Origin of the sequence: Phytohabitans rumicis (assembly GCF_011764445.1) — a bacterium.
In the GTDB taxonomy this organism is placed as follows: domain Bacteria; phylum Actinomycetota; class Actinomycetes; order Mycobacteriales; family Micromonosporaceae; genus Phytohabitans; species Phytohabitans rumicis.
In genome coordinates this window covers 6036195-6059004 of the sequence record NZ_BLPG01000001.1, presented here as the reverse complement: position 1 = coordinate 6059004, position 22810 = coordinate 6036195, and the positions used below count along the sequence as shown (strand labels likewise).

Sequence of the window (22810 nt, the reverse complement as noted above, 5' to 3'; positions counted from 1 at the left end):
GCCGGCGGCACCGACAGCGGATACGAGAAGCCGAACTCGCCGCCCTGCCCACCCGCCGACCACGCATACGCCGGCGACAACGACGTCGCCGTGAACGTGCCCGCCTCCGACGTCGACGTCGCGTCCAACGCCACCACGGTGTCCGCCGACACCGTCACATCCGCAGTCACCGCGCCGGCCTTGTTCACCGACCCCAGTGGGGTTCGCACCTGGCACCGCGGGTCGGCGGGCGTGGTCAACACACACGATGGCAACCTCACCAACCGCAACCGCTGCCCGAAGTTCGCGCCATACGTATCTGTGAACGACGTGTAGTCCAACCGAATCTGTACCCATGCCGCGTCGGTCGTACCGTCCGAACGCGACAATGCCAGGACCGTGCCGGCAACACCCGCCGCCCGCGCAACCGCCGGCCCCACCACCCGCACAAGCACCGACCCTGGAGGTGCCGCCGCCCGGCCACCGGCGCGCCGCCGTTCATCCAAGGCAGACACAGGAACCGGCGACAGCCGCACCGGCAACCCACCCACCGATGCGGCCTTACCCACGGCCACGTCAGCCGTAGCCGCCCTGGGCAACGCTTTGCGACTCACCGACCGGATCCCCGGCCCGTCCGTCTGCGACCCCGATGCCTTCCGGGCTTTGGCCGGCTTGACACCCACCGACCGGTCCGTCACCAAGCCCGAGCCCTTGCCCGCAGGCCCTGCCCATGCCGGCACGAACGGCAACGTCGCCGTCGCCGTCGCCAAGACAAATGCCAGCACCAGACAGGCGCGGCGCGTAAAACCCGAGTGAACAGAAGAAAGACGCGAAGAACCGGACCTGTCAGCCACGCTGTTTCCCTCCCCAGAGAAAACGCGTCGACAAAGCAGAGGAAACCTACAAGACGGCACTGACAGCCGGCAATATCAACCACAACCCGCAAGGACGCACCACATCACAACCGGACACAACCGCCCGCCGACCATCACGCAAAGTCGCAACACCGAAACTGGCCAACCGGCCGACCAGCCACCGATCACGTCGGAATACCTCGAAATATCTAGAAACACTGGCGAACCCACGACTCACCGCCACAAACAACGTAACCGGCAAAACGCACGATCTCGTGCGGGTACGTTCGACCAAATGAGCTAAGGGTCACCAATGGCGATGCAGCCCGCCAGCGGCGGCGTGCCAGCAGTGGTGCCCTTGGTCGGCGAGGGTCCGGGGCGGGAGGCGCTCGCCGAGCCGGCTGCCGCAGGGCGTTGGGGTTGCCGTAGGAGCGGATGGGGTTGACGACGGTAGCCGCTACTCTCACAGCCGCGACGAAAGCGTGGCGCAACCCCCGGGGTGGCTCGCCTGGGCCGACGCGGTCACCCTGGAGTTGATGTCCATCGCGTCCGGCCTGGAGATCCGCCGCCGTCATCGGATGGGGCGGCCGGTGTGGTTCGCCTCCACGGTGCTGATCTGCGCGGTCGCCCTGTCACTGGCCGCCCAGGTCGTCGAGGCGGAGCCGTCGGTGATCGGCTGGCTCGCGGCCGCGTTGCCGGCGCTCGGGTTCCTGGCGATGGTGAAGCTGGCCCTCGCCCGGACCGCGGCGCAGGCAGAGTCCGCCGAGTTTCACATCCGTCCAGGACGAGCCGGAGACCAAGGTCCGTCGGCGCCGGCCGTGCCGCTGGCCGTGCCATGGACCCCCAGGAAGACCAGGACGAGCCGGAAGACCAAGGTCCGTCGGCGCCGGGCTTCGTGAGCTGCCGAAAGGCGTAGCGACGCTGTCGGCACAGGTACTCACGTCGAATATTTGTCCGATTCGACAGCGTTTCTGCCTGGGAACCTCAGGCTCGTCGACGTCGCGCTTGAGGTTCCTTGATCGCTGATGCTAGGCCGTTGGCTGGAGACCGTCGAGCAGGCCGCCGGCCCTGCCGCCGCGCCAAGAACGACGAGGGACCGGCTCCGCTGCTCCGCCGAATCAGTCGGTTGGCGCGACGTACTCCGCTCCGTGCTGTTGACCAGCGAAGAACGCCTGATAGACGTGCACCAGACTTTCGGCCATATCCTCGCACTGAACGGGCTCGATTGGGATGGCGTGCTTGTCCGCGTACGCGGCGATCCGCTGCGCCGCCACTGTGACCACCGCGCGCGCCGCGTCTGAGTTCAGGTGCATCATGCCGCCGCCCCCTGCCCAGCCGGCGCAGGCGCAGACTCGCCGGGTCGGGCGGCGCCCGACCCGGCGGCCTTACCAATCAGATCGGCCGACCGCATCGGATCCAGCGCCAGCTCGGTGAGCTTGTCGAACGCGGCCGCGTACCGGTCCGCGGCGGCAGCCTCCAGGATCAACCGACCGCCGAGGTGCTCTGCCACCGCGACCGGCGGGTAGGGCCGGGCCATCCGGCACAGCGTGAACGTCCCGTGGATGCCGGGGTGCCAGCCCACCTGTGTGGGCAGCACCCGGATGTTCACGTGCGGCCGCTCGACCAGCCGGGCCAGGTGCTCCAGTTGCTGCTGCAACACCGCCCGCCCACCCACCGGTCGGGCCAATACCGGTTCCTCCATCACGATGGTCAGCCGGGTCGAGGGCTTCTTGTCTTCCAACACCTGCTGCCGGGCGATCACCTGCCGCACCACGTTGTCCGCCCGTAACACCGCCTTCTCCACGTGGCGCACCACCGCGTCGGCGTACTCGCGGGTCTGCACCAGATCCGGCACCAAGGTGGCGGCGTAGATGCACAACTCCTCGGCCCGGCATTGCAACCACCACGGGTCGATCACGGTCCCGTCGGCCGAGTCATACGCGCTGTACGCCTGGTGCCACTGGTCAATCCGCCAGGCATCCTGCGCCAGCTCTACCAGCTCTACCAGCTGGGCCCGCTTGGCCTCGTCGTGGACGCCGTAGACATCCAGGAGTGCGGAGACGTGGTCGCGGCGGAATGGCCACTCGGCCCGTTCGTACCGCGCCAGCGTGGAGAACTCGACCCCTAGATACTCGGCTACGTACTTGAGGGTCAGCCCGCGTTCCTCCCGCAGCGCTCGCATGCGTTCGCCCAGAAACTGGGCGCGCATAGTCTGCACAAACTGTTCTCGCTTCGTCGGCACTTCAGTGCCCTCCCTCACTCAACTCGTTGACTGGTAGAAGATCAGCGGCATCCGCGATCAGCGTCGCGGCGTCCTGCGGCGGCAGGGCAACGCGCCAGAGCCGGTCGAACACGTCCGCGTACCACTTGGTGGCCCGCTCCTGATGGATCGCCACTCCACCGAGGTGGGGAGTGCAGGCCACGGCATTCGGGTACGGCTTGGGCAGCTCGAACACAGTGAATGAGCCGTCCATGCCGGGTAGATAGGTGGCCGTCGCCGGCAACACCCTTGCCTGGACCGACCCGCCGTCGGCAGTCTTGGCAAGCTGGACCTGCAAGGTGTTAGCCGCGCCACCGACTGGGCGGCGCAACGCAGCCTCGGCGATCACCGCCTGCACCTCGGTTGACGTCGCTGCATTCAAGATCTGCTGCCGGTCGCAGAACGCACGGACCCACCAGCGCACCTGTTCATCCGCGATCATCGGCGGAGACTCACGCCGCACAACCGCCTCCACATAGCTCGGTGTGCGCAGCAGGTCGGGTACCAGCGTCGTGCTGTAACAGCGGATCCGGTCCGCAACCGACTCCAGCCAGAGAAAGTCCAACCTAGACACATCAAGCGCCGGAGCATGGAAGTCGTCCTCCCACCGCGGCAGCCGAAATGCATCCCGCGCCAACCTCAGCAAATGGTCGCGCTCGACATCGTCATACACGCGATAGAGGTCCAGCAGCGCGGCCACCTTGCCGTGGTGGAACATGTGTCTGCCGTGCTCGTGAGCCGCAACCTCCGCGTACTCGACGCCGAGTCCGTCGGCGACAAACCGCAGGGTCAAGCCGCGGTCTTCACGCAGCTGCCGCAGTTGCTGGCCAAGCCACCGAGACCGCAGCGACACGGATGGACTGTTACCTTCGATCCGCAGCGGCATCGCCTGGCTCACCCTCCTCGCGGTCCTAGGTGGACGCCCAGCCGGACGGCGGCACAGCTACGTCCGGCCAGGGCCTTCTCCAAGGGCATCAAGGCGGAGCGGGACACGGCGAGAGGTACGGCCGACTGCCGTATTACCGTCGTGGATCTGCTCTTGTCGCCCCGGTGCCATCGCAAACGCTATGGCGGGCCAAGAAAAGGCGAGTTCACGCCAAGTGGGGGACACACCTGGTGTACCCAGGCGGGTGTCGAACCTCGTTATCCTGGCAAGCCCGCGGCTTCAAGGAGTGGCCGAAGATCCGCTTCGATGGCGGGCTTGGCCCGGCCCTTGAGCTGGGTAAGCGTCCCGCGGACCAAGGAGCTGTAGCTCAACTCCTCGGGCGATTCGCGATAGATCCGCTGGATCATGTGGACGGCGGCAACATCGTTCCGCCTATGGAGATAGCAGCGGGCAGCATCAAGATGAAAGGTAAGCCGCCGTTCTACAGCCGGCGCTTCGTGGACAGCGACCCGCTCCACCAGGTCGAGCGCCTCGCCGGTTCGCCCCAGCTCGGCGGCCGTGGAAACCCGGTGCAGGGAAACGTTCATTGGCCCGAAGACCATACGAAAGTAATTGGTCTCGCCGGTTCTCGCTGCCACCTTGTCCGCCACGCCCAGAAGCTTCTCCGCGTCCCCCGTCTTGTCCTCGCGGGCTGCCTCTGTGGCTCCAAGCAGGTGCAGCCCTCCGAAAACAGCCAACCGCTTCGGGGAAGGAGTGTCCAGTCGCGGCTGCAGCTCCGCGATGGCCTGGCGCACCACGGATCGGGCATGTTCGGTCTTGCCCTGAGCCGAAAGGATCATCGCGAGATTCCAGGCTGCTGCGCCAGCGAGGTCCGGATCGTCGGCCTCGATCGCACACCAGACGGCACGATCGGCCGAGACCATGGACAGCTCGTACTCACCCACTCGCTTGGTCCAGGTCCGGGCGAGTTGGTACAGCTTGGTGGCCAACCGCAGGGCTTGGCGCCGTTCCTGTCCCTCAAGCCGGCTGATCGCGTTCTGAACACGCGCGAGCAATTCAGGAAGCTGCTGCCCAAGGGCGTCATACCGAAATGCCGACGGCGCCTGCCACGTCTGCCAAGCCTGTTCAATCTGACGCGCCAGGTCCGTAAGATCGGGCGCCTCGTCCGTCTCCCGGCCCGCGCCACGACGCATGAGGGCGGCGCACACGGTGTCGGCTGACGGATGGCCGCGGCGCCCGTCTGGCATGAGCGGCAGTGGGACGCCGGTCAGCTCACGTAGGTCCTTGATGCGCAACGCCTGGGCGAAGAGCACAAGCTGCGAGAAGCGGGTGACGAGTCGATCTCCAGACTCGATCTTCTTCATCATGGATAGGGATATACCTACCAAGCCGGCGAGCTCCTCTTGCGTCAGCCCACGACGATTCCGGTAGCTCGCGATCCGCTGCCCGATGGCCCACTCTTGGAACTCCACCGCTTACCACCTAGCGTCGTCGACACTGGACAGGCGTCAAGCCCCACTCTCTTGGTCAGAGGCTACGCCCGCCGTGGAAGACTCAGGCAATGGCTATTCACCCTGCCGAGCGTCGCCTAGTCCTGTGGGACATCGACCACACCTTGATCGAGACGCGCGGAATGGGCACCCAACTGTACCGGGAAGCGTTCGAGACGGTCACGGGACGATCGATCGAGCACGTGGTAGAGCCAACCGGACGGACTGAGCTAGCGATCTTCAGCGAAACCTTGGAGCGACACGGCATCACATCAAGCACCGACCTGGAGAAGCAGTACTCAGCCGAACTTGTCAGGCAGTACGAGACGCACGGCCAGCAGCTGCGCAGCCACGGCCGGAGGCTGCCCGGCGCAGCCGCTGCCCTGGCCGCTGCGGCGGAGCTGCCCGCCCTGGTCTCGACGGTGCTAACCGGCAACCTCCGCGGCGTGGCCGTCGTAAAGCTGCGATCGTTCGGACTGGACGGGCATGTTGACTTCGAGGCGGGAGCCTACGGCGACGACGACCCAGAGCGAGCCAGGCTGGTACCCATCGCTCAAGAACGGGCCGGCACGCGATACGGCACTACCTTCACACGCAGCAACACGATCATCGTGGGCGACACTGCCAACGACGTGCGAGCAGCACATGCGGGCGGGGGGACAATCGTGGCCGTCGCAACGGGCCGCGACACCGAGGAACAGCTTCGTAGTGCCGGAGCAGAAGTTGTGTTGCCGGACCTCACCGATACGGACCGGCTGATGGCTGTGCTAACCGGCAGGCTTGGCCGCCGATCATGATCCGCATCGCGGGCCGATGGTTCGCCGGATCCCACCTGGGGGTACCACGCCGACGAGGGTCAGATCCTCGGCGACGCCGGGCACGTGATGTTCGACCTGGCTATGGCGACGGGTGACGAGACACAGGCCGCCGCTACGATCGGCCGGCTTGAGACGACGTACGCGACGCATCCGCCAGAGGCCGTCCGGTCGAAGGCCATCACCATGATCCGCATCGCCTGCCTCAAAAGCCCTTCATCACGACCTACGACGTGCGATGGATGATGCCGAGAACACCATTATGGACGCTCGGAAGGTGGCTCACATCGCGCTATCGATGACATCCGCCTCCTCGGCACCACACTCGGGCGCCATGTCTGTACCCCAAGCCTCGGGGACCGGGTTCAGTCAGTGCGAACGGAGATCGCTGCTGCGATCGGTGTCGGCGGTTAGAAGCCGGTCCAGCCCTCGGGAGCTGTGCCGTCGCGAAGCGTGGCAATCCGATGTCGTAGCTGGACCTCCCGCTCCGGATGGTCGGCAGCCGACTGCGCCAACCAAGTCGTCATCCGCAGCATCCGGATGCCCCTCAGGACGGACCAAGCGCCACTGGTCCGCACGTCGTAGCCGTAGGCGTCCACGAAGCCGCCGTACTCATCCGCGGAGAACCACCCGCACTCGTGGTACAGCGCCGTGAGGGTCAGATCCCACTCTGGCGGCCCGATCGCCACCGTCTCTAGGTCGACGAAGACCAACCGGCCATCCGCGGTCCGTAGCAGATTGTCCATGTGCGCGTCGCCATGCAGCACAGCCTCACCCAACTCGAACCTGGCCCGGTCCCATTGGGTCGCCAAGTGCTCCCGGTAGGCGGTCAGGAAGGTCCGATCCGTTGCTGACAACGTCACGCCGCCTGCAAGCCGTGCATCGAATCGGGTCATGGCGCACGAGTTCGAGTTGCCCCTGGTCATGGACCACGCGGGCGAGCGCTCCTGCTGCCGGCAGGACAACCACGCCGTTCTCACCAACGCGGAGCACCCACGCTCGATCGGCTGCAAGGCCGCCGTCGCGTGCGGCGTCGATGGCAGCAGTGATCGCCTCGCCCGACCTCACACGATCATCTTGCCGCACGATTGAGAACGACTGCCGGGCGAGCGGATCTGGAATGCGCGGTAGTTGGGGCGGGGCTGTTCGGTTGGGGTCTTGTGTGTGCCGCCGTGGGGATAGAGCGCGCCGGGTACGTGGCGCGGTGATCAGGAAGGCGACCGGGGTCGATGGTGTCGTTACGCCTTGAGTTGATCGTTGTCGCGGTGATGTTGGTCGGAGGGCTGGGTCGGCAGGCAGCTAGCGCTGACACCGCGCGTCCCACACCATCGCGTACGTGGGCGGGGGTGAGTGTACGGACCGCAGCCGATTCGATCTTGGCCGGGTGGCGCGGCCTTTCATATGCAGAATATAGCCACGCCGCCATCACCAACGCCAAAACATGCCGATGAGCGGATACCGCCATGGCCGTTCAGGCATGCCACTCCGACACCGTTGCTGTTTTGATAGACGCCACCGTAGCGTAAGGGCGCACGATTGGAGTCCTGAAGTTCGATGTCTAGGTTCAGGCGGCTCTTCGGCTCCGGAAGTGAGCGCGAGGACAAATCGGTGGTTCCGACAGGCACCGAACACGACTATCGGCCGCACCACTGTAGTCGCAGCCATGATTGGGCAGTGCAAGGCACCGGGGTCGCCAGCGGCACGCGAGTCACGATGCGGATTGAGGCGTGGGGCGCCCGGTTTCGCGTGGGCGACAGGATCGTCATCGGCTCTCCCGCTGAGACATGGTGGATCGTCGGGGTCACCAAGGATGGGAATACATGGTTCCCCGACCGAGCACTCCTCGAGCTGGCCGACACCCTCGAACAAAGCTAAGCTACGAAAGCTCCGCGTAGTTCGTGCTGATGTTGGCATACGACCGACCGGATCTGCCGAAGACAGCGTATCTAGGGCGCCCTGTTATCGCAGGTCAAGAAGGTTTGAGAGTTCCGTGGGAGAGGTGGTGTAGGCGACATTCGGAATGTTCGCAAGGTGACCGTCCACCGTGGTGAGGCTTCGTTGAGAGCTGTAGAAGACTACCCGCGTCTGGTCGCCGTCGTCTCTGAGCTGTCTCACTAGGTCAAGTCCCGCTTTAGGGTTGTAGGCGCCGTTCTCGATTCGCCCCATGTCCGAGACGATCACAGCAACCGGTCCCTCGAGGCCGAGCATCTGCCGGGCCTTTGCCGTGGATTCAGCCTGTATGACGGCGTAGCCGGTTTCGCTAACACGAGCTCTTTCGAAAAGGTTGGCATCTGGTCGATCATCCACCCATAGGACCTTTCTCGGGGCCCGGGTCTGCGGTGTTTGCGTTCTTTCTTGGGCGCTTGGGGTATCCGCCGCGCTTTCGAGTTGGTTGACCCGGTCCTGGAGGTCCTCTATAAGCTTCCGAACCTCATCCGAAACCCGCTGCACACTGATCCTACTGCCAGATACCTCGATTTCTACCGTATGACTGTCCTTGATCATCCGGCGTGCCACCGGCAGAAGGGCAAATACAACGACGGCGACGACGATCGGCCACAGCAGCGTTGCAACGGCCTTGATCACCTCAACGGCTTGCACGAGTACCCCTGAGCGATTGGGAGTCGGCCTGAATAGAGACGGGAGCGTAACCCACGCGCGCGACGTTGTCGACGATCGGGTTTTCGTCTATAGCCGCCACTCGGCGGTGGTCCCGTCGTAGCCTGTTGGAGCCGGTGGTGGCTGATCGGGTGGGGTAAAGGGTCCATCGACCCGGGGGCTTGACCCTGATCTTGGACACGGGGTTATGCGGCTGATGCCAGGGTAGTTGATGTTGGTCGGAGTGTCTTCTCGTAGGCGATCGGGGATCGTTGTCCGAGCCGGGAGTGGCGGCGGACGGTGTTGTAGCGGTGCAGCCAGCGGAATGCGGTCAGGCGTCCCTCTCGTTCGTCGGTGAAGGCGCGGCGGCCTTGCAGGGTCTCGCGTTTGAAGGTGGCGTTGAAGGATTCGGCGGCGGCGTTGTCCGCGGAGCTGCCGACCGCGCTCATCGACTGGCGAACGCCGGCGGCACGGCAGGCGGCGGCGAACGCTCGGGAGGTGTACTGGGCGCCGTGGTCGGTGTGCAGGATCGCCCCGGCCAGGCTGCCCCGGGTGCGCTGTGCGGCGGCCAGGGCGTCCAGGACGAGGTCGGTGCGCATGTGGTCGGCGATCGCCCAGCCGGCCAGCCGGCGCGAGTGCAGGTCCAGCACGGTGGCCAGGTAAAGAAATCCGCGCTCGCCGACGGGCAGGTACGTGATGTCACCGACATAGCGCAGGTTCGGCGCTGGTGCGGTGAAGTCCCGGCCGATCAGGTCCGGCGCCTTCGCCGCGGCCGGGTCCGGGATCGTGGTGCGCTGCCGGCGACGCAGTCGCAGTCCTTGCAGGCCGATCCCGCGCATCACCCGGGCGATGCGCTTGTGGTTGACCCGCTCGCCGCGGTCGCGTAGCTCGGCGGTGATCCGCGGCACGCCGTAGGTGCCGTCGAAGTCGGCGTGCACGGTCCGGATCCGGGCCGCCAGGGCGGCGTCGTCGGCCTTACGGGCCGCCCGAGCCGCCGCGGTGGCCTTCCAGTGGTAGAAGCTGGACCGGGCCACGCCCAGGACCCGGCACAACCGCTTCACGCCGAAGCGCTGCTGGTGGTCCTCGACGAACTGGAAGCGGTTCACCAGCGCGTCTCCCCGGCGAAATACCGGGCCGCCTTACGCAGGATGTCGCGTTCCTCCTCCAGTTCCCGCACACGGCGACGCAACTGCGCGTTCTCCGCCTCCACCGACCCAGCCGGCGCCGGCGCGGCTTCCGGCCGGATCACCGCCGGGCCGCTGCGCCGCCCATCCGCTAGCCGAATCCAGTTACGGAGCGTCTCCGGGTTCACGCCCAGGTCGTCGGCGACCGACTTGATCGTCGCGTCCGGCCGGGACCGGTACAACGCCACCGCGTCGGCCTTGAACTCGGGCGGGTAGTGCTTCATCACCATCTGTCAGGGACTCCTGTCCACCTGGACCATCAAGATCCAAGTCTCAGGTGTCCAAGATCAGGGGGCAACTCCCCTGAGCTTCCCCGGTTCTCCGGACACCTGAGGTGAGGTGGACGGCGGCTTCCAGGAAGGATGTCGTCTCATGCCTGCCCCACACCCTGCAGAGTTCCGCCAGCGAGCCGTGCAGTTGGCCCGGACCGGCGACAAACCGGTCGCGATGTTGGCGAAGGATTTGGGTATCAGCGAGTCGTGTCTGCGTAACTGGATGGCCCAGGCCGACGTCGACGACGCCGGCGGCGGCGGTGCGGGTCGGTTGAGCAGTGCGGAGAAGAAGGAGTTGGCCGAGCTGCGCCGCCGTAACCGGCAGCTTGAGGTGGAGAATGAGATTCTCAAGCGGGCGGCTGCTTACTTCGCCCGGGAGAATGTGCTCCCAAAGTAGCGTTCGGGTTGGTCCGAGAACTCGCCGATGACGGCATCGACGTCGCGGTGGCCTGCCGAGTGCTGGGTGTGTCCCGCTCCGGATTTTACGAATGGAAGGATCGGCCGGTATCGGCGCGGGAGCAGGAGAACGAGATGCTGCTGCGGTACATCGAGAAAATCCACGCTGATCCGCGGAAGAAAACGTACGGGTCGCCCCGGGTACACGCTGAGTTGACCCTCGGCGTGGGCCTGCACGTGAATGAGAAACGGGTGGCCCGGCTGATGCGGTCGGCGGGCATCCAGGGCCTGTACTACCGGCGCCGGTCCTGGTGCACCGTCCGTGACCCGCAGGCCACGCCGTCGGCGGACCTGGTCAACCGACAGTTCGATGTGGACGCGCCGAACCGGTTGTGGCTGACCGACATCACCGAACACCCTACCGAGGAGGGCAAGCTGTACTGCGCCGCGGTCATGGACGCCTACAGTCGGCGGATCATCGGCTACTCCATGGCCGATCATCTTCGTACCGAGCTGGTCCTGGACGCGTTGTCGATGGCGATCGTCCGCCGCCCACCAGCCCGGCAGGAAACGATTCTGCATTCCGATCACGGCACCCAATACACATCATGGGACTTCGGTCAGCGTCTGCGGAAAACCGGTCTGCTCGGCTCGATGGGTACCGTCGGCGACTGCTACGACAACGCCATGATGGAATCCTTCTGGGGAACTCTACAACTAGAGGTACTCGACCGCAAGAAATGGAAGACCCGCGACGAGCTTGCCAACGCTATCTTCGAATGGATAGAATGCTGGTACAACCCGGTAAGACGCCATTCCAGCCTCGGAATGCGCAGTCCCATCGAGTTCGAGAAACTCCACACCCCGTCTGATCACGACCGTTGACCCCACACCTCGGGTGTCCGGCCTACGGGGGGAAGCTCACCCGGTCCTTTGTGGCGCATAGGCCCTGTCGGATGGCCGAACGAGGTGGTTGCCTCATTTGACGTTTGGTGGATAGGCCTGGACAGGGAGCGGTGATGGTGGCGGCCGGGCCGGGGCGGTCAGGGTGGCGGCAGCGTTGGGCTGACCGGCAGAACGAGCAGCGTCGGCGGGCTTTCGAGGCCGCCTTCGGGGCATGGCAGCGAGACGGCGACGAGGCCCGACGGATGCTGACCGCGGCGCAGACGTTCGCGGGTCTGCCCGCAGATGCGGTGCCACCGTATGTCGATCTTGGCCGTGCTGAGGTCGCGTTCCTTGTCCTGCCCGGTGCGGCCATTGTGGAGTTGCCGGACCAGCCAGCGTTGCCGGCGCCGGGGTATACAGGCTTCTCGGCGTACCCGCAGCCGGCCGGCCCACCATTCGCCGGCCCGCGCATCGACGCGGGGACGGCGGTGGTGACCAATCGGCGAGTCGTGCTGTACGGCAACCGGCGGCGGGAGTGGCTGTACGCCAAGCTCGTCGGGTTCGCCCACCTGCCCGACAACCGGACCACGTTGATGCGAGTATCCAACCGCGTACGGGCCTCGGGCCTGTGCGTAGAGCCTGCGACGGCGGCCAGCTTCCGGTTCAACCTCTCGCTCGCCCTGGCCGAGTCCACCAACGACCGGGCGGGTTTCGTTGCCCATCTTGAGCAGCAGATCAGCGAACATCAGCGGTACCGCCCGCAACCGCCGCCGGTCGCCATGGAGCAGCAGGCCCCGATGACTGCCCGTTTGGGCCCCGGCGTCCTCGTCGCCGCCGCGGTCACCGCGATCTTGCTGCTGTGCGGCATCGCAGTAGCCCTCGCACCGCCGTCGCCGCAGACATCCGACACGCCCCAAGCCGATAGCACCACCACAACTGGACGGGTGAGTTCCGCGCTGCCCACCTCCACGCCGGCTGCCCCACCGACGAGTCCGCCGCCGGTCACTGCGCCAACCACGCCGCCCCGACAGCCACCCCGCCTGTGCCGTCCCGCACGCCCACAGCCAAGCCGGCCCGAAGCGCACCCGTTCCTCCCCTACGCCCAAGGCTGTCAGCCTGTGCGGGCTCCCAGCAACCCGTACGGCTACAACTACTGCAGCCGAGGATCACGGATCACCGACCCCAAGCCAGACATCTGTTCCTACTTCGACTGCATCGACAACTTCTGGAACGGCAAGGGATACATGATCGAATGCGACGACGGCATGGTCAGCATGTCCGGGGGCCGGCAGGGATCATGCTCCTACCACGGCGGCAACAACCGCACCGTCTACGACGGATAACGCAGTCAACCCGGACATGTTCGTGACACCAGAAACAACCTCCGCCGGACCGCAGACTCGCCGCCCCAACGGCCCCGGACCCGGATGGCCAACGTGACTGAGATCCCCGTTCCCCACGACGCGGCGGCCGGTATCCGGGACCGAACTTGCCTCATCCACCAGAAGATCACGATCGAGCCCAGCTGGTGGGCCGCGAAACTGGCCCAGTACAACGCGCCAGGTGGCCCACTGCAGCACACCGACAGGCACCTCACACGCGCAAACGTCTGGACCCACACGCGCGGCGCGGCAAACGACGAGCTCGTCGCGGCGCGGCTCTTGTGGCACGCCCTGGCCTGGGGCACCGGGACCAGACCGCGGCACTGCAGGCGGCGAATCCGCTCGGTAGCCGCGGACCCCGCAGCGACCCTCGCCACCCTGCAAAGAGCAGCCGCGCTGGCAGCAACCGACCCCGAAGCCGCCTACGCCCAACTCCACCCACACCGCCACCGCTCAAGAATCCGCGGCCTAGGACCGGCGTTCGGCACCAAGTTCCTCTACTTCGCCGGCGGCGGCAACCCCGACCACCCCTGCCTCATCCTGGACGCGCGGGTCGCCACCGCACTGCGCCGCCGCGGCTGGAAGACCATCCCGAACGGCGGCTGGGGCCCAGACACGTACGCCCGCTATTGCAACCTCGCCGCGAACTGGGCCACCGAGCTAACCACGACAGCACAAACGACGACCCCGACCAGGTCGAGTACTGGCTATTCAACACGGACCGAGGTTCGGCGCAGTTACCACAGACCCCTGGACAGGTCCGATAGAAAACGCGAACACGTACGTAAGTCCACCAGGCCGCCGCCTGGCGGGTTCGCGGATCTGCCGAGATGAGTACGTCCAATCCTGCTGTGTAAGTATCGCGGCATCAGATGGGTGGCGGTTCCTGGACCGGGTTATCGGTGACCGCAGCCGCGGTCCGAATGCCGCGGGAACTGGCGGTGGCGTCGAGCACGGTCATAAAGAACAATGCTGCACTCATGTGCGGGAGCATTCTAATTATCTGCAGTCCCGCGTTTGCAGCCAAGCGCTTAGTGAACGGCCTGGTATGCCCGGGTCAACCGGCACCTCCACAGCGAGCGGCGCACGTCTGCGCTACGACGGACCTGGTAGGAAAGCTCGACCGTCATCCAGACTAGTCTCGCCGCCTATGCGGCATCGCGGTCTAGCAGCGAATCACGACTCCGTCGATAACACTCCGGTGCCAGGCTGGCGAACTGCCATGATCAGAGGCGGGGCGTTGAGACCAAATCGTGGCGAACCCGGTTGGATCAGGCCAACGGTCGTGAATGAGGTCTCACAGAGAGCTAGAGGTCCGATCCCCTGAGTTAGCTCAAGTATCTGGGTCAGTAACGCCGTCAAGAGGCCACCAACGAGGTCGTGACGTCTTTTCCGTCTGGAATTGGATCAACGCGGCATGGGCTAGGCGGGCCTTGGCATCTCCGCCTACGCTGCATGTCGGCTGTCGAACTCCCGGGATGGCCATGTAGTGCAAGATCATGAGTGTATCGGGATGAAGACGTCTGAGGGATGCCGCTTTGGAGAAGTTGACCAACCTACTTAAAGGCACGAACCTTGACCTGGCAGAACTACTGGTGGCCTTGGCGAGCTTGGTCGTCGCCGTGGGGGTTGCGGTTAAGATCAGTGCTCGGCTGCGACGGCTACTCAGCCACCTCTGGCGGTCTCTGCTTTACACGACGGGAAGCTTCGATCGTCGATACCAAAAGTGGTTTGTTCGCGAATATGCAAAAACAGAGAATATCTACCTAAATCAGGTCGAGACGCTCGATCTTGCCTCGACCTACGTTCCGCTAACGGTAACTTCCGACGAAGGCCAGAGTAACGCTGAATTATTGGGCACGGACGTCCTAGGAAGCGGCCGCAACAGGCTCATCATCCTGGGTGATCCGGGATCCGGAAAATCGACTCTACTCCGGGCATATGCTGTTGGCATTACGAAGAGGACATGGAGGACCCTGTTGCTCGGAGCCGATCGGCGGCCTAGAGGAAAAGAAGTTCCCTTTTTGATCCCGCTTCGTAGGCTGCGACCAGAAACTGGTTCAAACGCAATTGAACGACAAATGCGTCGGATTCTCGTGAATGCAGGAATAACCCGGGCGTCGGAGTGGTACCTACGGCGTCTCCTTAAAGATCGTCGGTGTCTCATTCTGCTCGATGGTTTAGATGAGATTGCGAGAGATCGATACCGATGGGTTGTTGAGAGTGTAGGGTCCTTTATCAACGGCGACGACACTGCGCTTCCGACGGCGAACGGGAGAATGGCCCTTACATGCCGGCATCAGAACTTTCTCAAGTTGCGCGACGACTGGATGCCGTGGTTTAGTGAGGAAGCCTTCACCTTGGCGCCATTTCGCGACGAGGATATGCAGCGATACGTCACCAAGCGAAGGAGTGCATTCCGAAAGCCGAAGTCTTCTGCAAAGTTTATTGCCGACCTTCGAGCCTCCGGAAACTTCGACTTGTATCGGAGCCCTCTGATTCTCGCGATGTCAGTCGGACTATATGCCCGCGAGCCCGATTTTGTGATCCCTTCATCTGTCCCGGTACTGTATGATTCGATGATATCGGAGATGCTTAGGCGTCGAGCGTCCGATAGTTCCCCTGTAAGCCAGTCGCTTAAGTTCCAGGCGAAAGATAAACGTCGCGTCCTTCGCGAGGTCGCATTCGCCTCCACCGTCAGTTCGGATCAGTTTGAATCCTTTACTCGAAGGGCCCTCGTAGATCACACGGACTTCTTAGCCCCGGAGCTAACCTCAGTTGCCAGAAATCAAGTAGATGATTTCGTTGACGAGATAGTATCCAAGGCGGGCTTGGTATTTGAAGCGTCTGAGGATGGTCTGCTGGCATTCAGCCACCGGTCAATACACGAATTCTTCGTTGCGGAGCAGCTTCTTCGCATGGAGGAGGAGTCGCTTCCTCTGATCGGAGAAAAGGCGGCACACGACGCTTGGCGTCAGTCGCTGATGTTTGTCGCCGCAGGAGCGCAGAACACAGACAAAGTACTACTCCAGATCTTCGGATCAAGCCCAGAACTTGCCGGCTACGCTCTCGCTGGAGCGCGAGCCAGCAAGCGGGTAGCGGATGAGATACTTGAGACCCTTGCCGACCAGGTTGCTTCGGCGGGGCAAGCGACCGTCCTCGTGCCCGCTCTTCTTGCGGCCACTCGATCGCCCGAGGTCGAGACCAGAGACACGGCAATACAGCTTATTAAGGGTCTCCTCGAAGTAAGTTCACAAAAGGATCTTGTCGCAATGTTCGGCGGAGACATATATGGCGTTTTGCAGGTACTAGGGGATGTTGCCAACAGCAATTCGCCCCGTGTCGTCGCGCTAGCTTCCACGCTCATGACTGCCGTACCTAACAATCGCAGGCTAGTCGGACCTCTTTGGCGTTGTCTTAATACGTACGGCATAGAGGACGAGCCTGAATGCAAATTGTTTGTCTCCAGACTGCTGAATCTAGCGATGGATTCGAGGTACTTTACCGAACTCCAGAACCAGCCGTCATTGGGAACCCTGGAGTTCGGCCGCGGAGTTCGCGAAGAAGCATATCCGTTCAAGCGTGGCGTTCCCATCACCTCAAACTTGGTTACATTACTATGCCTGGCCGACGCCCTCTCGGTAGAACCTCTCGGTTCGAATGGGTCTCCGTTCCTTATTGCCAAGAGAGCGAATCTGAAGGCATTTAAGAAGCTTGAGCGAGACAAGCGATTCTCGCTTCGGATTCCGATTACGATCCCTCAGTGGTTTCTAGTAGCTCTTGGGACCATCGCTTCGCTAGGCGCGGTCACGTGGCTTGCACTTACCTTGTATGCCAGTCCACGAACATTGTCTAAGTCGTACGAGACTTACGACTTTGGCCTTCTTGTGCTTGCCATCATCATCGGCTCCATTCCATACCAAATAGTAAAGGTCGAACAGGCTCCCCCGGAGCAAGGTACGCGACGGTACGAATTGGGCTGCTTTACTGTGATCTTTTATCCCGTGCCCCGGTGGCCATCACCATTGCTATCCAGGTCATGGTCGGATCGGTGGTGCTGGGGATTATTCTCGCAGCCGCCGCCAATTTCGTGTTCTTTTTCCTTCCGCTGGCCCGAGTTGCACCTCTGAGTCGAACGTTCTACATTCCGAGGCTTAACCCATTTCTCAATGTCTATTCGGCGTCGACGTCACGTCATTGGGTTACTAGATCGAACTGATTCTGTGATGACACTGCTTGGCGTAGGTATCTGCGGTCCAGGAATCGTCTCGACGCACTGTCATGCCGCCGATAATGCGCGACCCGGCCGCTGCCGGTCCCCTACCCGCGCCCTGGAGATAAACGTCGATGCCTCCGCAGGCTGGCGGACTACAGGCTGCTGCGGGCTGCTGGGGTCGCCTGCGGGCAGGCTCGGCAGTCCACTTAGACGTGTCACATTCGGGACTTCGGCTTACCGGTGCCGGCCGCGCTGTGCCGGCCACGGCGCGAGGGCCGGCGCGGCCTGCTGCGTCGGCTGGTGGCTCGGCGGGCGGGCGTCCAGTGGCCCGGCAGGCAACTGGTAGGCGCGTAGCCGGCCGATCGCGTGCCGGGCGGCCTGGGCCTGGTGCAGCTGTTCCTGTGCCTCGCGCAGGTCGGCCAGGGTCTCCGCGAACGCGGCGACGGCGTGGAGGAACTGGAGGGCGGCGATGGTGTCCTGGTCCCGGGACAGCGTGCCCCAGATGGCGATGAGCCGGGCCATCGCTCGCAGGTGTCCTGCCTGTGAGACCCGGCGGGCCGGAACCCGGCCGCGCAGGTCGTGGGCGGCCCGGTCGAACCACTGCGCAGCGTCGGTCAGCGGGCCACCGGTCCGGCCCTCCCACGCCCGCGCCGTCGCGTTGAGCAGGTCGGCAGCGGCGTAGCCGATAGCGGAGGCGACCCCGGGACTCGGCGCGACGCGCATCGCAGCAATCGCCTCCCGCACCATCTCGGCCGCCCGTCGGGACATCTCCGGCGGGATCATCCCGATGCCGGCCAACCGGGCCGCGTTCGTCCGGCCTGGCGGTGGTGTCCCGGTCCACCGGGACCGCAGCTGCGGCAACGTCAGATCGGGAGCGAGGCGGCCCCCGCCGTACCACACGATGTTCCCGGCCGTGGTGGTGTGCCCGTCCAAGCCGACCGCGTACCCGGTCACCTCGCCCGGGTTCCGGGCGGAGTACCGGGGCTTTACCCGCACGCCCGCATGGTTGAGTCGGGCGAAGAAGTCCGCCTCATCGGTGGCGATGGCGGCCACCTCACGGACCCGGCGGCGCAGGTCGTCACGCGGCGCCACCGTCCGCCTGCCAGCCTTCGCGCTGCCCGTCTTGGCGTGCAGGCGGGCGGCCTTGTTCAGCTCGGCCGGGGTCGGCCACCGGCGCGACCCGTGCCCGGCCGGTGCAACCCGGTACAGCCCATACCGCTCCTCCAGGTCCCGACAGGCCGCCTGGGCCTTGCGGTAGTCGTACGAGGTCCACGCGGTACGCCGGTCCTGCCGGACCCTGGTCGCCACCAGGTGGATGTGATCGGCGGCATGACGCACGGCGACCCAGCGGACCGCGCGAGCATCGCCATGCGGCGCCAACCCGACGGCGGCCATCACCTCGGCGGCGATGTGCGCCCACTGCTCGTCGCTCAGTAACCGATCGGTGGGGTGGGTGCGGATCGAACAGTGCCACACCGGCTTGGCCGGTGGCTTGCGCCCGACACTGACCGGCTGCTCCAACAGCTCCGCCAGCCGGCGCACATCCCGGCGGCCGTTGGCATCGGTGGGTGGCTCCAGTTCGGTGAGGTTGCCCGCGTCCGCCCATGCGGCGACCAGGCGGGCGTGACTGTGTTCCTCCCGCTTGCCCGGCCCGAACAAGTAGCGCAGTAGCCCGCCCACGTTGGTGCCGCGCGGGTGGACCGCGGGAATCATCGCACCCGCCGGTGCACCCGCGAGATCACCTCGTCCAACACGGCGACCGTCCGGGCGCACATCGCGACCACCGTGGATAGCCACACCGGAACCTCGCCCGTTCTGTGCAGCGCCGTGACGGCCTGGTTCAGGTTACCGCCGACCCGATTCACGGCGGAGCGGGCGTCGAACAGCTCGGATTGCAACACCGACAGCGCCTCCAACTCCAGGCTGGCCGGTGCGGTCGGGCTCGTTTCGCCGCGCGCGGCTGCGAGGGCCGCCTGGGCGCAGAAACCGGTCGGGGTAAACCCGGCCCGCTCGGCGGCTGCCACCACCTCCGCGTACTCGGCGGGAGTGAAACTCGGGTTGATCCGCCGGTTCCGGCCCGGGAACACATGCCGTCGCACACGCCCAGCGCGCGGGCGCGGGCCGCTGGCCCGCTGCTCGTGCCCCTGGCCGTCCACGACCGACCATCCCTCCCCACGACGTGCCTCGCCGTTCGGGGAAAGCGTGGCGCGGGACCGTTGCCAGGAGCGCTACGGGTCTTGGCCCCGGCCGCGTCAGCGGCCTGGTAACGCATGTGCTGACCGCGCTCGGTCAGCACATGTGTTACACACCTAGGCAGCTTGCTCACCCAAGATGATCTTCATGCGAGGCGCTACGGGCGCCACCTCTACGCGGACGGGACAACCACCGCAGATGGCCTGGCGGCGCCCAGAAGTGGTGGCGGGATGGTGAGCGTCGGAGTGGCGTGGCGGGGTGAGCGCCTTCACCCGCTCAGCCTCGCTCATCGACCCCGCCGTACCGCTCACTGAGCGCTCATCGCTCAGCGATGAGCGCCGGATGTGAGCGCGTCAGTCTGGCCCGCGCGAGCGGGGTCTGGGTTTCGGGCTACCGGCTGCGGATTCCCCTACCCGTGCGGCGTTTCCGCCGGCGGCCGGGGCGCCAGTGCGCGCGCAGGCGCCCGCAAAAGAGCGGCCATGCCAGCTTCCTCGTTCCGCTTCCGCTTCCGCCGCGCCGGCGTAGCGGAGGCGGAAGCAGCCAGATGCGAGCGGAGGTGGAAGCGGAAGGAAGCGATGCGACACAACGCTGAGTCCTGGCAGCGGCTGGCAGCGCCGTCTGGAACGGCGCGCTGCCAGCTGCGAGATTCGCAGCGGTCTTGGCAACCCCGTAACGCACTCGCCAACCCGTACGTCAACGGTCGCGCTAACGCTGGCGCTACCCGTAGCGCTGGCGCTAACCCCGTAGCGCTTGACAAAGGCCGACAGGACAGAGCCGCACGGACGTGCCAACTTTCCCGATGCCACCTGACGGCCCGTTGCTACCCATGGGAGCTGGTGCTGGCGGATCCACCGCCGGCAGCGGCTGGCAGCGGTGCCGCTAACCCCCGCGCGTCATCATCGGTCCCAAAAGCCTGTCCGGACTGCGCCTTGACCCGAGCGCAGGACCGGGGGAACGGCGACGAGCAGGAGGCAGCCGTGAGCAAGCGCGTACCGACTCCCGACGAGATCCGGGCCTGGCCAGCAACGGTGGACGTCCCAACCGCCGGTCGCGCCTTCGGCGTCGGCCGCGACGAGTCCTACCGCCTTGCTCGCGAGGGGCATTTCCCGGTACCGGTCCTGCGCCTCGGGCGATACCTGCGCGTCACGCGCGCCGCTGTGCTGGAAGCGCTCGGCATCGCCGACCCGGCGACGACGCATCATCGTCTTTCTTGAGCAACTAGTGAGTCCACAGTGGACGTCGGGAACATACGATAGGGTCATAGTGGCGAATCTATTGCGCTCCTATTCTGTCACTGCTTACGCTATATTCAGCCGTAACGATGATAGAGGACTACACATGCCCAACCCGGCCCGCCGCCTCGGCGCGATCTCCTCGACCCACACTGACCCGGACGGGCACCGATGGCACCTGACCGTGCACTGGGCGGACGTGGGCGGCACGGCAACCCCGGTTGGCCTGGACCTGCACGCGTTCACCGACGACGGGCGAGCGCGTGTACGGCCGACCGGCGGCGTGGTGACCGCTGCCGTCCTCCGCTCCCTGCGGGTCGCGGAGGTTGTCGAGGCGACCCGGCGCCAGGGCGCATGGACTGTGCCGGCCGCCAAGAGAACGACAAGGGCACCCAGAAGCACGAGCGGATACCCACCGAAGCGGCCCGGCCGCCCGGCAGAGCGGGGTGACGACTTCATCGCGACTGTCGCCACTCTCTACAAAGAAGCGAAGGCACAAGGAGGTGAGCCGGCACGTAAACCGTGGCTGTACGTCACCACGCAACTCAAGGCCCGAGGCTTCGGCGATGTCACCGACGGCCAGTTGAGGAACTGGTCGCGACGGGCCAGGAATCTCGGCCTGATACCCCTGAGGGAGAGGAAGTGAACCGGAAATCACCGAAGTACGGCAAGGGCGTCTTCCAGCGTTGTGACGCCGATTGCCCACCCCAAGGCAAGGTTTGCAAGACGCACACATGGGCGTACCTTGTGGAGCTGCCAACGGGCCCCAGCGGCAAGCGTCGGCAGTGGACCAAGGGCGGCTTCCGTAGCGCCAAGGCCGCAGCCGAGGCCCGTGCCGAAATCCTCGCCGCCGAGCAGGCAGGAACACTGCCCACCGACGGCAAGCAAACCGTCGGCGCATGGCTCACCGAGTGGCTGGACGGCAAGGTCGGCGCCGAGTCCATCCGTGCCACGACGGAGGTCGGCTACCGGGGTCATGTCGAGAACTACTTGGTGCCATACCTCGGCCACCTGCGCCTGATCGACCTCCGCCCGCACCACGTCACCAAGATGCTCATCGACATCCGGCGCGAGCACGACGAGCGCATAGCCGAAGCGAAGGAGACCAACGAGCGTCTACAGAAGGAGGCGGACGAAGTCAATGCCGAGCGCCAAGCGGCCGGCAAACGACCGATCAAGCCCAGGCGCGTCGCTGTCCCGCGCCCCTTCAGTCCCGCTACGGCACAACGGGTCAGGGCCACGCTCCGGAGTGCCATCAACGCAGCCCTCCGGTCCGGTGAGGTCTCGCGCAATGTGGCTGCTCTGGCCGAGGTCGCCTCGGCGAGCAGGCCGCGGGTGAAGGTCTGGGAGCCCGAGCAGCTCGGAGAGTTCCTCGATGCCATCGCCGGCGACGGTGAGCGGCTGTACCCGATGCTGCACCTGGCCGCGTTCGCCGGGCTGCGGCGGGGCGAGCTCTGCGGGCTGCGCTGGTGCGACGTCGATCTGGACGCCCGCACCGTCGACGTGGCCTGGCAACGCACCTCCGCCCGGCACAAGGTGGTGGAGTCCAGGCCGAAGACCGACGGGTCGGAGTCGATGGTCGACATCGACGAGGGCACGGCCGAGGTCCTCCGGGCCTGGCGCAAACAGCAGATCCAGGAACGGCTCGCCTGGGGGCCGGCATGGCAGGACACCGGACTGGTCTTCACCCGTGAGGACGGGTCCGGCGTGCATCCGGACTTCGTGACGTACCGGTTCGAGAAGCTCGTCGCCCGCCACGGGCTGCCGCGGATCTCCCTGCACAAGCTGCGTCACCTCGCGGCCAGCCTCCAGCTCGCCGCCGGCGTAGATATCGCGATCGTCAGCAAGCGCCTCCGGCACAGCTCGATCAAGATCACAAACGACACCTATGGCCACCTGATCGGGACGGTCGGGCGGGACGCTGCCGAGGCAGCCGCTGCCCTCGTGCCGCTCCGGCACAGAGCCAAGACGGCATAGCGAAGCAAGATCCCTAGCAATTCCCTAGCAAGCCAGGTCCCGAGCAGATCAACTGGATCGCCAGGCCGGACATAATCCCAGCTCAGTACGCGTGGGGCGGGCGGGACTCGAACCCGCGACCGAGGGATTATGAGTCCCCTGCTCTAACCGGCTGAGCTACCGCCCCGGCGCGGGGATCGTATCCCGCAGCC

General features: G+C 65.2%; 20 protein-coding genes and 1 tRNA gene. 11 read left to right on the top strand and 10 right to left on the bottom strand.

Annotation, left to right across the window (positions count from 1 at the left end; all coding sequences use genetic code 11):
• Window positions 1–90 precede the first annotated feature (90 nt).
• Together Prum_RS27625 and Prum_RS55190 are read left to right on the top strand one after the other, a co-directional pair.
• Window positions 91–315 carry a hypothetical protein gene (locus Prum_RS27625; protein ID WP_173079150.1) on the top strand — a complete coding sequence of 75 codons (225 nt, stop codon included), beginning with the start codon at window positions 91–93 and terminating at the stop codon, window positions 313–315.
• Window positions 316–1315: 1000 nt separating this feature from the next.
• Window positions 1316–1732: a hypothetical protein gene (locus tag Prum_RS55190; protein WP_371871270.1), complete on the top strand. Its 417-nt coding sequence runs from the start codon at window positions 1316–1318 to the stop codon at window positions 1730–1732.
• Between the two features lie 219 nt (window positions 1733–1951).
• On the opposite strand, the gene Prum_RS27615 is transcribed toward Prum_RS55190, so the two are convergent.
• The 4 genes from Prum_RS27615 to Prum_RS27600 all read right to left on the bottom strand — a co-directional run bounded on the left by Prum_RS27615 (window position 1952) and on the right by Prum_RS27600 (window position 5451).
• Window positions 1952–2149, bottom strand: coding sequence for a hypothetical protein (locus tag Prum_RS27615; RefSeq protein WP_173079149.1), 198 nt, complete (start codon window positions 2147–2149; stop codon window positions 1952–1954).
• Window positions 2146–3042 carry a helix-turn-helix domain-containing protein gene (locus tag Prum_RS27610; protein WP_173084228.1) on the bottom strand — a complete coding sequence of 299 codons (897 nt, stop codon included), beginning with the start codon at window positions 3040–3042 and terminating at the stop codon, window positions 2146–2148. The genes Prum_RS27615 and Prum_RS27610 overlap by 4 nt, the downstream gene beginning before the upstream one ends.
• A gap of 34 nt (window positions 3043–3076) precedes the next feature.
• A complete protein-coding gene (locus tag Prum_RS27605; RefSeq protein WP_173079148.1) occupies window positions 3077–3979 on the bottom strand; it encodes a helix-turn-helix domain-containing protein in 903 nt (300 codons plus the stop codon).
• A 257-nt stretch (window positions 3980–4236) separates the two neighbouring features.
• Window positions 4237–5451 carry a helix-turn-helix domain-containing protein gene (locus Prum_RS27600; protein WP_173079147.1) on the bottom strand — a complete coding sequence of 405 codons (1215 nt, stop codon included), beginning with the start codon at window positions 5449–5451 and terminating at the stop codon, window positions 4237–4239.
• 89 nt (window positions 5452–5540) lie between these two features.
• Here Prum_RS27600 and Prum_RS27595 point away from each other — a divergent pair, with 89 nt between their 5' ends.
• A complete protein-coding gene (locus Prum_RS27595) occupies window positions 5541–6266 on the top strand; it encodes an HAD family hydrolase (RefSeq protein WP_173079146.1) in 726 nt (241 codons plus the stop codon).
• Window positions 6267–6694: 428 nt separating this feature from the next.
• Here the strand turns inward: Prum_RS27595 and Prum_RS27590 are convergent, their stop codons facing one another.
• Entirely contained in the window at window positions 6695–7180 is a 486-nt protein-coding gene (locus Prum_RS27590; protein WP_173079145.1) for a phosphotransferase family protein, read from the bottom strand.
• On the opposite strand from Prum_RS27590, the gene Prum_RS27585 reads away from it, so the two are divergent.
• Complete coding sequence (locus Prum_RS27585) at window positions 7179–7376, top strand: hypothetical protein (RefSeq protein ID WP_173079144.1); 198 nt, start codon at window positions 7179–7181, stop codon at window positions 7374–7376. The two genes, Prum_RS27590 and Prum_RS27585, sit on opposite strands and share 2 nt — an antisense overlap.
• 867 nt (window positions 7377–8243) lie before the next feature.
• Here the strand turns inward: Prum_RS27585 and Prum_RS27580 are convergent.
• Complete coding sequence (locus Prum_RS27580; protein ID WP_173079143.1) at window positions 8244–8885, bottom strand: response regulator; 642 nt, start codon at window positions 8883–8885, stop codon at window positions 8244–8246.
• Between the two features lie 203 nt (window positions 8886–9088).
• A protein-coding gene (locus Prum_RS27575) for an IS3 family transposase (protein ID WP_173079142.1) occupies window positions 9089–10296 on the bottom strand; the annotation gives its coding sequence in 2 pieces (ribosomal slippage) (window positions 9089–9999 and window positions 9999–10296; 1209 coding nt in all).
• A gap of 142 nt (window positions 10297–10438) precedes the next feature.
• On the opposite strand from Prum_RS27575, the gene Prum_RS27570 reads away from it, so the two are divergent.
• The 4 genes from Prum_RS27570 to Prum_RS27555 all read left to right on the top strand — a co-directional run bounded on the left by Prum_RS27570 (window position 10439) and on the right by Prum_RS27555 (window position 17131).
• Window positions 10439–11619, top strand: a protein-coding gene (locus Prum_RS27570) for an IS3 family transposase (protein WP_371871390.1) whose coding sequence is annotated in 2 segments (ribosomal slippage) — window positions 10439–10733 and window positions 10733–11619 — 1182 coding nt in all. Because the reading frame shifts where the segments join, the coding sequence is not laid out codon by codon here.
• A 134-nt stretch (window positions 11620–11753) separates the two neighbouring features.
• Window positions 11754–12962, top strand: coding sequence for a hypothetical protein (locus Prum_RS27565; RefSeq protein WP_173079141.1), 1209 nt, complete (start codon window positions 11754–11756; stop codon window positions 12960–12962).
• A gap of 93 nt (window positions 12963–13055) precedes the next feature.
• Complete coding sequence (locus tag Prum_RS27560; RefSeq protein WP_173079140.1) at window positions 13056–13835, top strand: 8-oxoguanine DNA glycosylase OGG fold protein; 780 nt, start codon at window positions 13056–13058, stop codon at window positions 13833–13835.
• Window positions 13836–14539: 704 nt separating this feature from the next.
• Entirely contained in the window at window positions 14540–17131 is a 2592-nt protein-coding gene (locus Prum_RS27555) for an NACHT domain-containing protein (RefSeq protein ID WP_173079139.1), read from the top strand.
• Window positions 17132–17451: 320 nt separating this feature from the next.
• Here Prum_RS27555 and Prum_RS27550 read toward each other — a convergent pair whose 3' ends face one another.
• Together Prum_RS27550 and Prum_RS27545 are read right to left on the bottom strand one after the other, a co-directional pair.
• On the bottom strand, window positions 17452–18930 hold the full coding sequence (locus tag Prum_RS27550) for a relaxase/mobilization nuclease domain-containing protein (RefSeq protein WP_173079138.1): 1479 nt from the start codon (window positions 18928–18930) through the stop codon (window positions 17452–17454).
• A complete protein-coding gene (locus tag Prum_RS27545; protein WP_246278126.1) occupies window positions 18927–19316 on the bottom strand; it encodes a hypothetical protein in 390 nt (129 codons plus the stop codon). Before Prum_RS27545 ends, Prum_RS27550 begins: the two co-directional genes overlap by 4 nt.
• A 1071-nt stretch (window positions 19317–20387) precedes the next feature.
• On the opposite strand from Prum_RS27545, the gene Prum_RS27540 reads away from it, so the two are divergent.
• The 3 genes from Prum_RS27540 to Prum_RS27530 all read left to right on the top strand — a co-directional run bounded on the left by Prum_RS27540 (window position 20388) and on the right by Prum_RS27530 (window position 22619).
• Complete coding sequence (locus Prum_RS27540; RefSeq protein WP_173079136.1) at window positions 20388–20624, top strand: hypothetical protein; 237 nt, start codon at window positions 20388–20390, stop codon at window positions 20622–20624.
• Window positions 20625–20748: 124 nt separating this feature from the next.
• Entirely contained in the window at window positions 20749–21288 is a 540-nt protein-coding gene (locus tag Prum_RS27535) for a hypothetical protein (RefSeq protein ID WP_173079135.1), read from the top strand.
• On the top strand, window positions 21285–22619 hold the full coding sequence (locus Prum_RS27530) for a tyrosine-type recombinase/integrase (RefSeq protein WP_371871269.1): 1335 nt from the start codon (window positions 21285–21287) through the stop codon (window positions 22617–22619). Before Prum_RS27535 ends, Prum_RS27530 begins: the two co-directional genes overlap by 4 nt.
• A gap of 92 nt (window positions 22620–22711) precedes the next feature.
• Here the strand turns inward: Prum_RS27530 and Prum_RS27525 are convergent.
• Window positions 22712–22785, bottom strand: a tRNA-Ile gene (locus Prum_RS27525).
• Window positions 22786–22810 lie beyond the last annotated feature (25 nt).

Bases quoted from the DNA above. Each gene is read 5' to 3' on its own strand.
- Prum_RS27615 (WP_173079149.1), bottom strand. From the start codon at position 2,149: ATGATGCACCTGAACTCAGACGCGGCGCGCGCGGTGGTCACAGTGGCG.
- Prum_RS27610 (WP_173084228.1), bottom strand. From the start codon at position 3,042: ATGCGCGCCCAGTTTCTGGGCGAACGCATGCGAGCGCTGCGGGAGGAA.
- Prum_RS27605 (WP_173079148.1), bottom strand. From the start codon at position 3,979: ATGCCGCTGCGGATCGAAGGTAACAGTCCATCCGTGTCGCTGCGGTCT.
- Prum_RS27595 (WP_173079146.1), top strand. From the start codon at position 5,541: ATGGCTATTCACCCTGCCGAGCGTCGCCTAGTCCTGTGGGACATCGAC.
- Prum_RS27585 (WP_173079144.1), top strand. From the start codon at position 7,179: ATGGCGCACGAGTTCGAGTTGCCCCTGGTCATGGACCACGCGGGCGAG.
- Prum_RS27590 (WP_173079145.1), bottom strand. From the start codon at position 7,180: ATGACCCGATTCGATGCACGGCTTGCAGGCGGCGTGACGTTGTCAGCA.
- Prum_RS27565 (WP_173079141.1), top strand. From the start codon at position 11,754: ATGGTGGCGGCCGGGCCGGGGCGGTCAGGGTGGCGGCAGCGTTGGGCT.
- Prum_RS27550 (WP_173079138.1), bottom strand. From the start codon at position 18,930: ATGATTCCCGCGGTCCACCCGCGCGGCACCAACGTGGGCGGGCTACTG.
- Prum_RS27535 (WP_173079135.1), top strand. From the start codon at position 20,749: ATGCCCAACCCGGCCCGCCGCCTCGGCGCGATCTCCTCGACCCACACT.